The organism is Mycobacterium sp. IS-1496, from assembly GCF_001499995.1.
In the GTDB taxonomy this organism is placed as follows: Bacteria; Actinomycetota; Actinomycetes; order Mycobacteriales; family Mycobacteriaceae; genus Mycobacterium.
Genome location: NZ_LQIU01000018.1, coordinates 37,506 through 51,124, shown reverse-complemented (window position 1 = coordinate 51,124; position 13,619 = coordinate 37,506). Strand labels below are relative to the sequence as shown.

Below are 13,619 nucleotides of genomic sequence, written 5' to 3'. Positions count from 1 at the left end.
GTCAGCGCCCCGTTCCGAACCGCACGCCGATGGTCGTGAGCACCACGTTGACCGCGAACAGCGCGACGACGCAGAGCACCAGGGTCTCGTTCACGCCGGTACCGACGCCCTTGGCGCCGCCGCCCACGGTCAGTCCCCGGTAGCACCCGACCAACCCGGCGATGAGGCCGAACGTGGTGGCCTTGACGACGGAGATCAGCACCTCGGGCAGGCCGGTCACCAGCGTAAGCGTGGAGACGTAGGCGCCCGCGGAGACGTTCTGGATGTAGACGCCGAAGATGAAGCCGCCGACCAGGCCGATGGTGATGACCGCGCCGTTGAGCAGCAGTGCGACGAAGGTCGAGGCGATCACGCGCGGGACCACCAATCGGTGGATGGGATCGATGCCGAGCACCTCGAGGGCGTCGATCTCCTCCCGGATGGTGCGTGCGCCGAGGTCCGCGCAGATGGCGGTGGACCCGGCGCCGGCCACCACGAGCACCGTGACCAGTGGCCCGAGCTGGGTGACCGCACCGAGGGCGGCGCCCGCGCCGGAGACGTCGGCGGCGCCGAACTCCGCGAGCAGGATGTTCAGCGTGAAGATGATGAGCACGGTCAGCGGCACGGAGACCGCGACCGTGGGCAGGAACGACACCCGGAACAGGAACCAGGCCTGCAGGATGAACTCGCGCCACTGGAACGGCGACCGGAACAGCGCCTTGCCCGTCAGCACGCACATCCGGACGAAGCCGCCGACGGCTTCGAGCCCCGGCCTCACCTGATCGCGTACGTATCCCGTCAGCCCGCCGTTGGAGGCGGTCACGCGTGCACTCCCGTGCCGGAACCGTCAACCCCGTGGCGCAACGGCAGAACCTGTCGCACGCCGCCTCCTTGCCCCATCCCGACCCTAGTGACGACTGTCTCCCTACTCCTGGGTAGTAAGTGAGACCACAGGACTGTACCCGATGGTTCTCCGGCCGTGCACCGCATCGGCAGTATTGAGCGTCCAACCGTTAGCAAACCCGCCCCCATTCGCTAACCGCCGGAACCCGAGGCCGAACCCGTTGGCGCAGTGGCACTTTCGCCGGCGTCAATCGGTTGCGGGCCTGCGTACCGCTGGCGTAGCTCTGTCTTGAGGACCTTGCCGGCGGGGTTGCGCGGCAGCGCGTCGACGATCTCGAGCGCCTTGGGGTGCTTGTACCGGGCCAAACGTTCGGTCAGGAACGCGTCCAGATCGGCCAGCGACAGCGCCGGCTGCCTGGCCGCGTCCACGCCGCCCCGTACCGCCGCGATGGCGACCGGGACCTCACCCCACTTCTCGTGGCTGCGTCCGATGACGGCCACCTCGGCGATCGCCGGGTGGGCGGCCAACACGTTCTCGACCTCGGCGCAGTAGATGTTCTCGCCGCCCGAGATGATCATGTCCTTCTTGCGGTCGACGACCCAGATGTAGCCGTCCTCGTCCTGACGGACCAGGTCGCCGGAATGGAACCAGCCGCCCTCGAACGCCTCGGCCGTCGCCTTCGGGTTGTTCCAGTAGCCGGCCATCAGGGTCGGTGCCCGGTACACGATCTCGCCGACCTGGCCGACCGGGACGTCGTTCATGTCCTCGTCGACGATGCGCGCGGCGACGGTGGGGATCACCTTGCCCACGGAGCCGAGTTTGCGCAGCGCGTCCTCACCCAACAGCATGCAGGTCACCGGCGACATCTCGGTCTGGCCGAACGCGGCGAGGATCTGCGCGCCGGGAAACGTCTCGGCCATGTCGCGCAGCAGGGTGTCGGACGCGGGTGCGGCGCCCCAGGACAGCACGCGCAGTTTGAGGTCACGGGGGTCGGCCCGCTGCGCCGCGCACACCGCCTGCCACTGCGCGGGCACCAGGAAGATGCCGGTGACCTTCTCTTCGGCGAGTACGTCGAGCAGGGCGCCGGGGTCGAACGCCCCGAGCGGGTAGAGGACGGTCGGACGGCCGAGCAACAGGCCGACGATGGTGTTTCCGATGCCGGCGATGTGGAACAGCGGCACCCCGATGAAGCCGACGTCGTGGTTGAGGTCGACGCCGTTGGTGAACAGGAACGTCATCGCCTGCCCGGCGATGTTGACGTGGGTGAGCACCGCGCCTTTGGGGCGGCCGGTGGTTCCCGAGGTGTACATGATCAGCGCGGGTGCGTCGTTGGGGATGTCCACCGGCGCGGGCGCCTCGCCGGGCTCGGCGATCAGGTCGTCGTAGCCGAGGATCCCGTCCTCGGTGGCGCCGCCGGCGACGATCACCGTCTCGAGCGTGGCGTCGAGGTCGCGGACCGCCGTGGCGACGGGAGCCAGCACGGCCTCGGTGATGACGACCTTCGCGGCGCAGTCGCTGACGAGGAAGGCGATCTCCGGCGGCGTCATGCGGAAGTTCACCGGGACGGCGATCCCGCCGAGCTTGTTGACGGCCAGGAACGACTCGATGAACTCGGTCCGGTTGAGCATGAGGATGAGCACGCGGTCGCCGAAGCCGACGCCGCGACGGCTCAGGGCTCCGGCCAGCTTGGTGACGCGCTCGTCGAGTTCACCCCAGGTGGTGGTGCGGCCCATGAACCGCAGCGCGGTGTCGGCGGGCTGCATGAGGGCGTGCCGGGCGAGCTGGTTGGTCCAGTTCTGCCTGCGCGCGAGGTATGGCTGCTCCGTGGCGGAGGGCTCGGTGTGCACTGAGGCGTCGGGCAGGGGGGTCAACGGCGGTCTGCTCCATCGGCTCGGGGTTGCGTGTCGTTGATATTTGATCAAACATTGGATGGCCCCGGTCACACTATGGCCAAGGCGCTTCGTGGACAAGCCCGTTCGATCCCGCCGAAGAACCGGAGAGCACCGTGAACGCCCCCGTCCGACGACCGGCGAGGCGGCGCGTCAGCCGCCGCGAACAGCTCTCCGACGAGGTGGCCGGGCATCTACGTGCGGCGATCATGACCGGATCACTGCGGCCGGGCTCGTTCATCCGGCTCGACGAGACGGCCGCGGAGCTCGGCGTGAGCATCACCCCGGTGCGGGAGGCGCTTCGGACGCTGCGCGGCGAGGGCATGGTGCGGCTGGAGCCGCACCGCGGTCACGTCGTGGTGCCGATGACGCGGGGGGACATCGAGGACATCTTCTGGCTGCAGGCGACGATCGCGGCGAAGTTGGCGGAGGCGGCCACCGAGCGGATCAGCCAAGCGCAGATCGAGGAACTCGACGAGCTCAACTCCGCACTGGCCGACGCGGTCGAGCACGAGGACGCCGAGGAGGTGGCGTTCGCGGAGTTCGCGTTCCACCGGGCGTTCAACCATGCCTCCGGGCGGATCAAGTTGGCGTGGTTCCTGCTGCACGTGGCGCGATATCTGCCTCCGCAGCTGTACGCGACGGATCCGAGTTGGGGGGCGGAGGCCGTGGCCAGTCACCGGGAGTTGATCGACGCGCTGCGCAGGCGTGACGCGGAGACGGTGGTGCGGTTGACGACGGGGCAGTTCGCCGACGGTGCGGATCGGTTGATCGTCCGGCTGGAGCAGATCGGGCTCTGGGGATAGTCGGGCCGCGACGCGGTTTCGATCAGGCGCTTCCCGCGCCCAGGTGTTCGGCCCGGGCCTTCAGGTTGTCGGCCAGGTAATCGAGGGTCTCGCCGACCGCCTTCTTCACCATGGGCTTCGGGATGGGCAGTTTCGTCTCGACGTCCATGTCGACCGTCAGCAGCGACGACGCCCCGATGGACACCACCGAGAACCGTTGCTCGTGCTTGTCGAAGTGGTCGCCCTGCTGCAGCAGCGTGAAGATCTGGTTCTCCCCGGGGTAGTACACGGCGTTGATGAACGTGCCGGCCTGCCCCTGCACCTCGACGTCGAGCCGCAGCTGGCTGGGCCTGCCGTCGTCATAGCGCGCGAGAATCCAGCACCCTTTGATCTCCGGGTTCCATTCCGGGAACCTCTCGAAGTCGGCGACGATCGCCATGATGGCCTCGGCGGGCGCCTCGACCTCGACGGTCTTGCTCACGAGCGGCATGGGGCGAGCATATCGACTACTCGACCCGCGCCGTCTCCAGCAGCGACCTGATCGCTTCGGGGATCGGCACCGGGCGGCGGTTCGCGCGGTCGACGTACACGTGCACCCAATGCCCGACCGCCGCGACCTCCATCGCGTCGCGCTCGAACAGCGCCAGGCGATAGCTGACGCTGCTGTTGCCCAGCCGCGTCACCGCCAGGCCGACCACCAGCGGGTCCGGGAACCTCAACTCCGCGAAGTACCGGCAGCCCGATTCCGCGACCACTCCCAACCACGGCGCACTCACCGGGTCGACATCCACCGTGGTGTTGATCCACCCGTTGATCGCGGTGTCGAACAGGGCGTAGTACACGGCGTTGTTGAGGTGACCGAACATGTCGTTGTCGGTCCACCGGGTCGTCACCGGCCACCGCACCGGGAAATCCGCGCTGCTGAACTCGCTGGGCATGGTTGCAGTGTCGCAGTAGGGGCAGTCTGGAGAGCATGACGATCACCATCCGCGGCGCCGTCCTCGAAGAGATCGGCCGGCCGAGACCCTTCGCCGAATCCGTCCCCTTGACCGTCTCCGAACTGCAGCTCGATCCGCCCGGCCCCGACGAACTGCTGGTCCGGATCGAGGCCGCGGGACTGTGCCATTCGGATCTCTCGGTCGTCGACGGCAATCGGGTGCGGCCGGTCCCCATGCTGCTCGGCCACGAAGCCGCCGGGGTCGTCGAGGAGGTCGGTCCCGGCGGGTCCGACCTACGCGTGGGTCAGCGGGTCGTCATGACGTTCCTGCCGCGCTGCGGCCACTGCACCGCCTGCGCCACCGGCGGTCTGACACCCTGCGAACCGGGCACCGCCGCCAACAGCGCGGGCACCCTCATGCACGGTGACATCCGCCTGCACCGCGACGGCCGACCGGTACACCACCACCTCGGCGTCTCGGGGTTCGCGACTCACGCTGTGGTGGACCGGCATTCGGTGGTGCCCGTCGAGGCCGAGGTCCCGCCGGTGGTGGCGTCCCTGTTGGGCTGCGCGGTCCTCACCGGCGGCGGCGCGGTGCTCAACGTGGGCAGACCGCAACCCGGTCAGACGGTCCTCGTCGTCGGCCTCGGTGGTGTCGGGATGGCGGCGATCATCACCGCCATGGCCCACGACGGCGTCGACGTGGTCGGCATCGACCAACTGGAGGACAAACTCGACCGCGCCCGGTCGATGGGCATCAACGCCGCCTACACCCCGGAGGAGGCCGCCGAACGCACCCTCAAGGCCGAGGTGGTCATCGAGGCCGTCGGCCACCCCGCCGCGCTCGAGACGGCGATCGCGCACACCGCTCCCGGCGGCCGCACGATCACCGTCGGCCTCCCGCGCCCCGATGCGCGGATCTCGGTGTCGCCGTTGGGTTTCGTCGCCGAGGGCCGCTCGCTGATCGGCAGTTACCTCGGGTCGGCGGTGCCGGCCCGGGACATCCCGCGGTTCGTCGAGCTGTGGCGCTCCGGTCGCCTCCCGGTGGAAACACTGGTGTCGTCGACGATCTCACTGGACGAGATCAACACCGGTATGGACCGGCTCGCCGAGGGCAAGGCCGTCCGTCAGGTGATCGAATTCCACTGACCCGCAGGGTCAGAACCAGGCGTCGGACATCTCCAGCGTGGTGCGGTCCAGGCTCTCGAGCAGGTCGAGTCGCGGGCCGACCTTCGGCAGCTCGTAACGATAGAAGAACCGCGCCGCCTGCCGCTTGCCGTCGTAGAAGTCACCCGTGTGCCCCTCGGCGGCGACGACCTGCTCGAGCCACATCCAGGCGATCACGATGTGCCCGAACGCCTCGAGATAGACCACGCTGTTGGCCATCGCCGCCTCGACGTCGCCGGAGGCGAACATCGCGGTGGTGACGGCGACGAGCCGCTGCCACTGCGCATCCAGGCGGGCGGCCAGTTCGGCGGCCTCCCCACCGCACTCGCCCGCGGCCGCCACCGTCGCCGCCAGCGCCTCGCCCGCCGCCCGCAGGCTCGCACCGCCGCGCTGGGTGACCTTGCGGCCGAGCAGGTCCAGGCTCTGGATCCCGTGGGTGCCCTCGTGGATCGGGTTGAGCCGGTTGTCGCGGTAGTGCTGTTCGACGTCGTACTCACGGGTGTAGCCGTAGCCCCCGTGGACCTGGATGGCCAGGCTGTTGGCCTCCAGACACCACTGCGACGGCCAGCTCTTGGCGACGGGCGTGAGGATGTCGAGCAGGTCGGCGCTGTCGCCCCGGTCGACCAGCCGCGCGCAGTACAGCGCGAGCGCCAACGCGCCTTCGACATAGGACTTCTGCGCCAACAGCATTCGCTTGACGTCGGCGTGCTCGATGATCGGCACCTGCGGGGTGGCCGGATCCTTGGCGGTGACCGGCCGGCCCTGCGGGCGTTCGCGGGCGTACTTCAGCGATTTCAGGTAGCCGGTGTAGCCGAGCGCGACCGCGCCCATGCCCACCCCGAGCCGGGCCTCGTTCATCATGCGGAACATGTAGGTGATGCCGCGGTGCGGTTCGCCGACCAGGTAGCCGACCGCGCCCGGCTCCCCGCCGGGGGTGAAGACACCCTCCCCGAGATTGAGCACGGTGTTGGTGATGCCGCGCTGACCCATCTTGTGGTTGAGCCCGGCCAGCACCACGTCGTTGCGCTCGCCCACCGCACCGCCGGCGCCGACGAGATACTTCGGCACGATGAACAACGAGATGCCCTTGGTGCCCGGCGGACCGCCGGGGATCTTGGCCAGCACGAGGTTGACGATGTTCTCGGTGATCTCGTGTTCGGCCCCCGAGATCCACATCTTCGACCCGAACAGCCGGTAGGTGCCGTCCTCCCGGGGTTCGGCGCGGGTGGTGATGTCGGCCAGCGACGACCCGGCTTGGGTCTCCGACAGCGCCATCGTGCCGGAGAAGCGCCCGGCGAGCATGGGCCGGACGAACCTGTCGATCTGCTCCGCGGTGCCGAACTCGGCCAGCAGGTTGGCGTTCGCAATCGTCAACATGACGTAGCCCGACGTCGCCAGGTTGGCCGCCGAGATCCACGCGAACGCGGCTTGAGCCACCGTCGCCGGGAGTTGGGCGCCGCCGAGGTCGGCGTCCATCCCCATGCCCAGCAGGTCGGCCTGGGCGAACGCATCCCAGGCCTCCTTGACCTCGGGGATCAGCGTGACCGTCGAGCCGTCGAACGTCGGTTCGTGGGCGTCGCTCTTCTTGTTGTGCGGGGCGAAGTACCTCTCGGCGAGCTGTTCGCACAGGTCGAGCACACCGGTGAAGGTTTCGTGCGAATGCTCGGCGAACCGGGGCAGCTGTGTCAGTTCATCGACCCGTAGCCACTCGAAGAGCAGGAAGTCCAGGTCGCGGCGCGACAGCAGCGTCGACTTCATCGGATCGTGCTCACGCCACCGTCGACGGGGATCACGGCGCCGGTCACGTAGGCGCTGGCACGGCTGGCGAGGAACACGGCGATACCGGCCATGTCGTCGGGCATGCCCACCCGCCCGAGCGGTAACGCCGCGCCGACGGCCTCCTCGCCGGCGGCGAGCAGCACCTTGGTCATCCGCGACGGGAACAGGCCGGGCGCGATCGCGTTGACGAGGATCCTCGGCGCCAGCTCGGTCGCCAGGTGTTTGGTCAGCATGTGCACCGCGGCCTTGCTGGCGGCGTAGGAGAAGTTGTCGCGCCCCTTCTCCGGCGTGTGGAAGCCGTCGACGCTGCCGGTGTTGACCACCCGGGCCGGATCCTGTTCGGTCGCAGCGGCTTCCAGCAACGGCACCAGGGCGCGGGTCAGCAGGAAGACGCCCTTGACGTTGACGTCGAAGACCCGGTCGAAACCGGACTCGGGGAACTCGTCGAACGGGGCGCCCCAGTTGGCGCCGGCGTTGTTGAACAGCGCGTGGACGCGGTCCTCGCGGGCGGCGAGCGCGTCGGACAGCGTCTGCACACCCTCGGCGGTGCCGAGGTCGGCGGGCACCGCCTCCACGCGCCCCAGCGGCGACAGTTCGTCCACCGCGGCGGCCAGTTCCGCCTCCTTGCGGCTAGACAGATAGACCGACGCACCGGCCTGCAGCAGCCCACGGGCGATCATCACGCCGATCCCGCGTCCGCCGCCGGTGACCACCGCGACCTTTCCGTCGAGGGAGAACAGGTCAGTCATGCGCAACTCCCGTCCGGACGTCGACACCCAGCGGCGACTCGGTGCGCACCGTCTCGTCGCGGATCAGGCCGCGCAGCAGCGCGGTACTGAACTCCTCGGCGATCTCCTGCGCGGTGCGCCGTCCCTGCGGACGCAGCCAGCGGTAGGCGCCCAGTGTCATCCCGATGTAGCCCAGCGCCAGCACGTGCGAGTCGCAGTCGTGGAACTCGCCGCTGGCGATCCCCCGGTCGATCACGTCGCGCACGTGCTCGTAGACCTGGGCCTCCTTCTCACGGATGTACTCCACCTGCTCCTCGGTGAACCACTCGCTGATGTAGGGGCCCTCCTGGAAGTACACCGCGGCGCGTTCGATGTCGCTGGCGATGCCGACCAGCAGCCGACGGGTGAAGTGGTAGATCGTCTCGCGCGCCGATGCGCTCGGATCGTCGTGCAGCGCGTCGACGGTGAAGTCGGCGGCACCCTTGTAGATGTCGTAGAGGATGAGTGACTTGCTGGCGTAGTAGTGGTACACCGTGGCCTTGTTCAGGCCGACGGCGTCCGCGACGTCGTCCATCCGGGTGCCGTGATACCCGCGCGCGGCGAAGAGCTTGGTGGCGACCCGCAGCAGTTCTTCACGCCGAGTGGACCCGTTCGGGGAGGGTTCGGCAGGCATGGCGACTCACTATCGACGGGCCCGTCGAACGGGCATCTATCAACCGGGTGGTTGACCAGTGTATGGCAATGTGGCCGGACCCTGTTTAGGTCCGGTCCCGTCGGTCTAGACTGCACCAAACGCCGCGTCACACCCGGAGGTACCGAGATGGACCCGAATCCCGATTACGACGCGAGCGACGAGATCGAGTACTTCTTCAACTACTTCTTCTGGGGCTTGCGCGGGGTCTCCGGCCCCGGCGGTGGCTACCCGCCGCCCGCCTACCCGCCGGTCTGAGCCACGCCGCTTCCGCGTGATTCGCGGCTACGCCGCTTCCGCGTGATTCGCGGCTACGCCGCTTCCGCGTGATTCGCGGCTACGCCGCGGCTGCCTTGACGGCGCGTCCCACCTCGGCGCGCAACTCCGTGTACTCCGGCGATCGACGCAGTTCGTCGGGATCGACGTTCGTGCGTGGCAGGTCGACGGGTAGGTCGAGCGCCACCTGACCCGGCCTGCGCGTGAGCACCACGATCCGCGACCCGAGGAACGCCGCCTCGTCGGCACTGTGCGTGACGAACACCGTGGTGCGGCCCGACTCCGCGCTGACCTGCCGCACGTCCTCCTGCAACCGTTCGCGGGTGAGCGCGTCGAGCGCGGCGAACGGTTCGTCGAGCAGGAACAGCGGCGTCTCCGCCGCCAGCGCCCGCGCGATCGCGACCCGCTGCTGCTGCCCCCCGCTGATCTCCCAGATCCGCCGGTCGGCCGTGCCCTCGAGGCCGACCCGCTCCAGCAACTGCTCGCGCCGCTCGGCCCGACGCTCACGCGGCACCCGCGCGTACTTCAACGCCAGGTCGACGTTGCCGCCGACCGTGCGCCACGGGAAGAGTCGGGGCTGCTGGAACACCACGCCCGCCGTCACACCGGGGGTGGGCGGTGTGCCCGCCACCGCCACCGTTCCCTCGGTGGGCGTCTCGAAGCCGGCGAGCAGTCGCAGCAGCGTGCTCTTCCCGCACCCCGAGGCGCCGACCAGGACGAGGAACGCCCCGGGTTCGACGGTCAGGTCGACGGGTCCGACCGCGGTGAGGTCCCCGTAGCGATGTGCGACACCGCTGATCCGGATGCCGTCACTGCGTGATGGCACCGGGCAGACCCTTGGTGTAGATCGCATCCTGGAAGGCCTTCAGCGGTGCGGCCGACGGGATCTGCTTCTGCTCGGCGAGGAACTGCGATGCGCTCTCCAGATTCGCCGCGAGATTGCCCGGCGCACCGTCGGAACCCAGCCACTCCGCCGACGCCACCTCGGCCGGCGTCAGGTACACGCCCTGCTCGAGCTGGCCGGCGACCTCATCGGGGCTCAAGCCGATCTCGGCCGCGATGGCCTTGGCCGCAGCGTCGGGATCGTTCTTGATGACGTCGAGCGCCCGGGCCTCCTGCTGCCGCCAGACGTCGACCACGTCCGGGTGGGCGTCGGCGAACTCGTCGGAGACCACCCCGAGGTCGAGCGTGGGGCTTGCCGTCTCGGGCCAGCCGGCGGCTGGTGATCAAGTCCTTGCCGTTGCGGCGCAGCTGGTCCAGAGTCGGCAGCCAGGAGTATCCGGCGTCGATGTCGCCGCGGTCGAACGCCGCGAGGATGGCCTGCGGTTGCAGGTCGACGAGCGCAACGTCGTCGGGCGACAACCCGTTCTGGTCGAGTGCGGCCAGCAGGCTGTAGTGCGCCGTCGAGGCGAATGGTGTGCCGACGCGCTTACCCCGCAGATCGGCGATGGTGTTGACCCCGCTGCCGTTGCGGGCGACCAGCGCCTCGTTGTCGCCGGCGACGTCGAGGACGAAGGCGACCTTGTAGGGGATGTTCAGCGGTGCCGACAGTCCACGCGCCACCGGGCTGGAACCCAACGCGCCGAAGTCGACCTCCTTGGCGATGAACGCGGTGTTGACGTCGGCGCCCGAGTCGAACTTCGTCCACTTGATGTTGTAGTCGGGCAGCGCGTCCTCGAGCCAGCGGCTGTTCTTCACGATCAGGTCGCCGCTCGGGAAGCTCTGGTAGGCGATGCGGATCGTCTGCTTCTCGGCGTCCTGTCCCGACCGGTCCACCGAGCACCCGGCCAAGGCCATGGTCGCCGCCGCCAGGACCGCCAACGTTGCCTTGAACCTCATACTTTTCCTCTCCAGGGGACACTGCGACGTTCGATCGTGCGCAGGAGACCGTCGATGACCAGACCCGAGATGCCGATGGCGAAGATGCCCACCAGCACGACGGGCGTGTTGTTGTAGTTGCTGGCGTCCTTGACCAGGCCCCCCACACCGGGCAGACCGTTGAACAGTTCGGCGGCGACCACCGACGAGTACGCCATCCCCACCGCGAGCCGGATGCCGGTGAACGTCTCCGGCAGCGCCGACGGCACCACGACGTCGCGGATCACCTCGGCGCGGGAGGCGCCCAGCGCGCGGGCGGCCTCGGTCAGCCCGACCGGGGCGGCGAGCACGGCCGCCGTCGTCGCGACCGCCGCCGGTGGCAGCGCCGCCAGCGCGAGCAGCGTGACCTTCGGCGCCTCGTCGATGCCCAGCCAGATGACGAGCAGGAAGAAGTAGGCCAGCGGCGGCAGCGCCCGCAGGAAGGTCAGCCACGGCTCCAGCACGCTGCGGACCCAGCTGACCGAACCCATGACCAGGCCCAGCAGCACGCCGAGCACCACCCCGATGACCACTCCGGCCAGGACCCGGCGCAGCGTCATGTACAGGTGCTCGGCCAGTAGGTAACCCCCGTAGCCGCGAACCCCGTCGTGCGTGGTGGACACGTCGACGAACGCCTGCCACACGGTGGCCGGGTACGGCACGAACGTCTGGTTCCACACGCCGCTGGCGGCCACGAGCTGCCAGAGCCCGAAGAACACCGCCACCGAGATCAGCGGCAGTGCGGCACGGGTGAGCCGGCCACGCCAGGGTCCGCGCGGCGGCGCCGCCGGCGAGTCGAGTTGAGATTCGTCCGGCGTGATATCGACGAAGACCGACACGGTGGCGACTTTCTGTGGCTGAAGAAGGGGGCGAAAAGGCTTCAGCGACAGCAATGGTCGGACAGCGCGCGCTTCACCGGCATATTGCTACCGGCGCCACCGGACGGTTGAAAGAATTGCGATCCGCGTGAATTTATTCGGGGTGGCTGCCGCGGGCGTCGAGGCGGCGCAGGACACGGTCGACGATCGTCGGGTCGGTGCCCGATTCGGAGCGGGCCTCGACCACGGCGTCGCGGGCGGCCGCCAGCATCTCGTCCTTGAGCGCGTTCACCGTCAACGCGTGGTCGGTGTGCGCATCGTGGGATTCGGCGTCGGGTGGGGCGAATCCCACCGAGTGCCACATCCGTTCGGCGTTGTCGCGGGCGTGTTCGATGACCTCGGGGTCGGCTCCCTCCCGCTCCTGGAGTTCGGCGAGCCGGGCGAAGCCGGCGTCGCGGGCACGCCGGATCAGCGCCTGCACCGCGTCGTCCTCCTCGTGGGGTGACGCCCGCACCCGGAGCCTGCGCACGAGCGTCGGCAACGTCAGGCCCTGCAGCAGCAGCGTGACGACGATCACCACGAACGCGAAGAACACCAGGCGTTCGCGCTCGGGGAACTGCGGCGGCAGCGCGAGGACGGCGGCGAGTGTCACGACGCCGCGCATCCCCGCCCACGACGAGACGGTCATCTCCCGCCAGCCGATCGGCTCCGCCACGTACGCCTTGCGCCGGTGCAGTCGCTCGTCGATGGTGGCGACCGGGAAGATCCAGAGGAACCGCACGACGATCACGACCAGCGTGATCACCAGTCCCTGGGTGATCAACTCCTTCATCGGGGCGTCGACGCTGACCGCCACGGCGCGCAGCTGCAGCCCCACGAACGCGAAAGCCGAACCAGTGAGCAGTAATTCGATGATCTCCCACGTCGTCCCCGTGGCCAGCCGCGTCTGTGAGGACTCGGCGTCGCCGTAGCGGCTCATCGCCAGGGCGACGGTCACGACCGCGAGCACCCCGCTGCCGTGCACGGCGTCCGCGGCGGCGTACGCGGCGAACGGGACGACCAGGACGAGGCCGCTGCCCGCCGGATGCGGCGGCAGCTTGTTGATCAGCCAGCGCGTCGCGAACGCGATCGCCAGGCCGACCAGGACGCCGAGCACGATGGCGAGTCCGAGCGCCTCGCCAGCGCCCCAGGCGGAGAACGCGCCCGTCATGGTGCCCGCGACCGCTACTTCGTAGAGCACCAGGGAGGTCGCGTCGTTGGACAGCCCCTCCCCCTCCAGGATGGTGCGCAACCGCCGCGGGATGCCCAGCTTCTGGGCGACCGCGGTGGCGGCCACGGCGTCCGGCGGGGCGACCGCCGCGCCCAGGGCGATCGCCGCGATCAGCGGAACGGTCGGTATCAGCGCGTGCAGCGTCGCACCGACGGCGACGGCGGTGACGCCGACCAGCGCGACGGCCAGCAGCGCGATGGGTCGGCGGTTGTCGAGGAACTCCCGCCAGGAGGTGCGGCGGGCGGCGGCGAACAGCAGCGGGGGCAGCACAAGCGGGAGGATCAGTTCGGGGTTCGGGGTGAGCACCGGGACACCCGGGATGAACGCCAATGCCAGCCCGACCGCCAGCAGGACGGCCGGATACGGCACGGAGAGGCGCTGCGCCACGGGGGCGAGTACGACGGTCGCCGCCAGCAGCGCCAGGCACAAGGTGAGAGCGGCCAAGGCGGGTGATCCTTCCGGGGGCGGACGACAACTTGTACCCGTTCCGGCCCGCCGCACCCGGGAAATCGACGACAACATAAGCTGCCTTACCGTTACCTTATCTTTTCCTTAACTTCCTTAATTCGGGTGTACGGTGGCATGCATCGTCCGGTCGA

Annotated in this window: 13 protein-coding genes and 1 pseudogene; 3 read left to right on the top strand and 11 right to left on the bottom strand. The window is 69.2% G+C overall.

The window, feature by feature from the left end; translation table 11 throughout:
• Position 1: 1 nt before the first annotated feature.
• Both AU195_RS11620 and fadD5 read right to left on the bottom strand, forming a co-directional pair.
• Entirely contained in the window at positions 2-718 is a 717-nt protein-coding gene (locus tag AU195_RS11620) for an MlaE family ABC transporter permease (protein ID WP_502687337.1), read from the bottom strand.
• Between the two features lie 296 nt (positions 719-1,014).
• Positions 1,015-2,694, bottom strand: coding sequence for a fatty-acid--CoA ligase FadD5 (gene fadD5, locus AU195_RS11615; RefSeq protein WP_059159218.1), 1,680 nt, complete (start codon positions 2,692-2,694; stop codon positions 1,015-1,017).
• 134 nt (positions 2,695-2,828) lie between these two features.
• On the opposite strand from fadD5, the gene AU195_RS11610 reads away from it, so the two are divergent.
• A complete protein-coding gene (locus AU195_RS11610; RefSeq protein ID WP_059159217.1) occupies positions 2,829-3,518 on the top strand; it encodes a GntR family transcriptional regulator in 690 nt (229 codons plus the stop codon).
• Between the two features lie 22 nt (positions 3,519-3,540).
• On the opposite strand, the gene AU195_RS11605 is transcribed toward AU195_RS11610, so the two are convergent.
• Entirely contained in the window at positions 3,541-3,987 is a 447-nt protein-coding gene (locus AU195_RS11605) for an SRPBCC family protein (protein WP_059159216.1), read from the bottom strand.
• Between the two features lie 16 nt (positions 3,988-4,003).
• Positions 4,004-4,435, bottom strand: coding sequence for an acyl-CoA thioesterase (locus AU195_RS11600; protein WP_059159215.1), 432 nt, complete (start codon positions 4,433-4,435; stop codon positions 4,004-4,006).
• 35 nt (positions 4,436-4,470) lie between these two features.
• On the opposite strand from AU195_RS11600, the gene AU195_RS11595 reads away from it, so the two are divergent.
• Positions 4,471-5,583 carry an alcohol dehydrogenase catalytic domain-containing protein gene (locus tag AU195_RS11595; protein WP_059159214.1) on the top strand — a complete coding sequence of 371 codons (1,113 nt, stop codon included), beginning with the start codon at positions 4,471-4,473 and terminating at the stop codon, positions 5,581-5,583.
• Positions 5,584-5,592: 9 nt separating this feature from the next.
• On the opposite strand, the gene AU195_RS11590 is transcribed toward AU195_RS11595, so the two are convergent.
• From AU195_RS11590 to AU195_RS11580, 3 genes are read right to left on the bottom strand one after another with little or no spacing between them, the layout of a single operon-like run.
• Positions 5,593-7,359 carry an acyl-CoA dehydrogenase gene (locus tag AU195_RS11590; protein ID WP_059159213.1) on the bottom strand — a complete coding sequence of 589 codons (1,767 nt, stop codon included), beginning with the start codon at positions 7,357-7,359 and terminating at the stop codon, positions 5,593-5,595.
• Positions 7,356-8,129 (bottom strand): SDR family oxidoreductase, encoded by a 774-nt coding sequence (locus tag AU195_RS11585; RefSeq protein ID WP_059159212.1) that lies wholly within the window; start codon positions 8,127-8,129, stop codon positions 7,356-7,358. The genes AU195_RS11590 and AU195_RS11585 overlap by 4 nt, the downstream gene beginning before the upstream one ends.
• The gene (locus AU195_RS11580) at positions 8,122-8,781 is read right to left on the bottom strand and encodes a TetR/AcrR family transcriptional regulator (RefSeq protein ID WP_059159211.1); all 660 of its coding nucleotides are present in this window, start codon (positions 8,779-8,781) and stop codon (positions 8,122-8,124) included. Before AU195_RS11580 ends, AU195_RS11585 begins: the two co-directional genes overlap by 8 nt.
• 147 nt (positions 8,782-8,928) lie before the next feature.
• On the opposite strand from AU195_RS11580, the gene AU195_RS25685 reads away from it, so the two are divergent.
• Complete coding sequence (locus tag AU195_RS25685) at positions 8,929-9,057, top strand: hypothetical protein (protein ID WP_011557535.1); 129 nt, start codon at positions 8,929-8,931, stop codon at positions 9,055-9,057.
• A 79-nt stretch (positions 9,058-9,136) separates the two neighbouring features.
• Here the strand turns inward: AU195_RS25685 and AU195_RS11575 are convergent, their stop codons facing one another.
• The 4 genes and pseudogenes from AU195_RS11575 to AU195_RS11560 all read right to left on the bottom strand — a co-directional run bounded on the left by AU195_RS11575 (position 9,137) and on the right by AU195_RS11560 (position 13,464).
• On the bottom strand, positions 9,137-9,928 hold the full coding sequence (locus tag AU195_RS11575; RefSeq protein ID WP_157531110.1) for an ABC transporter ATP-binding protein: 792 nt from the start codon (positions 9,926-9,928) through the stop codon (positions 9,137-9,139).
• Positions 9,885-10,914 (bottom strand): annotated as a pseudogene (locus AU195_RS11570) (taurine ABC transporter substrate-binding protein). The gene AU195_RS11575 and the pseudogene AU195_RS11570 overlap by 44 nt, the downstream one beginning before the upstream one ends.
• On the bottom strand, positions 10,911-11,771 hold the full coding sequence (locus AU195_RS11565) for an ABC transporter permease (RefSeq protein ID WP_059159209.1): 861 nt from the start codon (positions 11,769-11,771) through the stop codon (positions 10,911-10,913). The pseudogene AU195_RS11570 and the gene AU195_RS11565 overlap by 4 nt, the downstream one beginning before the upstream one ends.
• A gap of 133 nt (positions 11,772-11,904) precedes the next feature.
• Positions 11,905-13,464, bottom strand: a complete 1,560-nt coding sequence (locus AU195_RS11560) for a Na+/H+ antiporter (RefSeq protein WP_172800547.1) — start codon at positions 13,462-13,464, stop codon at positions 11,905-11,907.
• Positions 13,465-13,619 lie beyond the last annotated feature (155 nt).

Excerpts from the sequence above, each read along its gene's own strand:
- AU195_RS11620 (WP_502687337.1), bottom strand. The coding sequence starts at position 718 with ATGTGCGTGCTGACGGGCAAGGCGCTGTTCCGGTCGCCGTTCCAGTGG.
- AU195_RS25685 (WP_011557535.1), top strand. The coding sequence starts at position 8,929 with ATGGACCCGAATCCCGATTACGACGCGAGCGACGAGATCGAGTACTTC.
- AU195_RS11580 (WP_059159211.1), bottom strand. The coding sequence starts at position 8,781 with ATGCCTGCCGAACCCTCCCCGAACGGGTCCACTCGGCGTGAAGAACTG.
- AU195_RS11605 (WP_059159216.1), bottom strand. The coding sequence starts at position 3,987 with ATGCCGCTCGTGAGCAAGACCGTCGAGGTCGAGGCGCCCGCCGAGGCC.
- AU195_RS11575 (WP_157531110.1), bottom strand. The coding sequence starts at position 9,928 with ATGCGATCTACACCAAGGGTCTGCCCGGTGCCATCACGCAGTGACGGC.
- AU195_RS11590 (WP_059159213.1), bottom strand. The coding sequence starts at position 7,359 with ATGAAGTCGACGCTGCTGTCGCGCCGCGACCTGGACTTCCTGCTCTTC.
- AU195_RS11595 (WP_059159214.1), top strand. The coding sequence starts at position 4,471 with ATGACGATCACCATCCGCGGCGCCGTCCTCGAAGAGATCGGCCGGCCG.
- AU195_RS11600 (WP_059159215.1), bottom strand. The coding sequence starts at position 4,435 with ATGCCCAGCGAGTTCAGCAGCGCGGATTTCCCGGTGCGGTGGCCGGTG.
- AU195_RS11585 (WP_059159212.1), bottom strand. The coding sequence starts at position 8,129 with ATGACTGACCTGTTCTCCCTCGACGGAAAGGTCGCGGTGGTCACCGGC.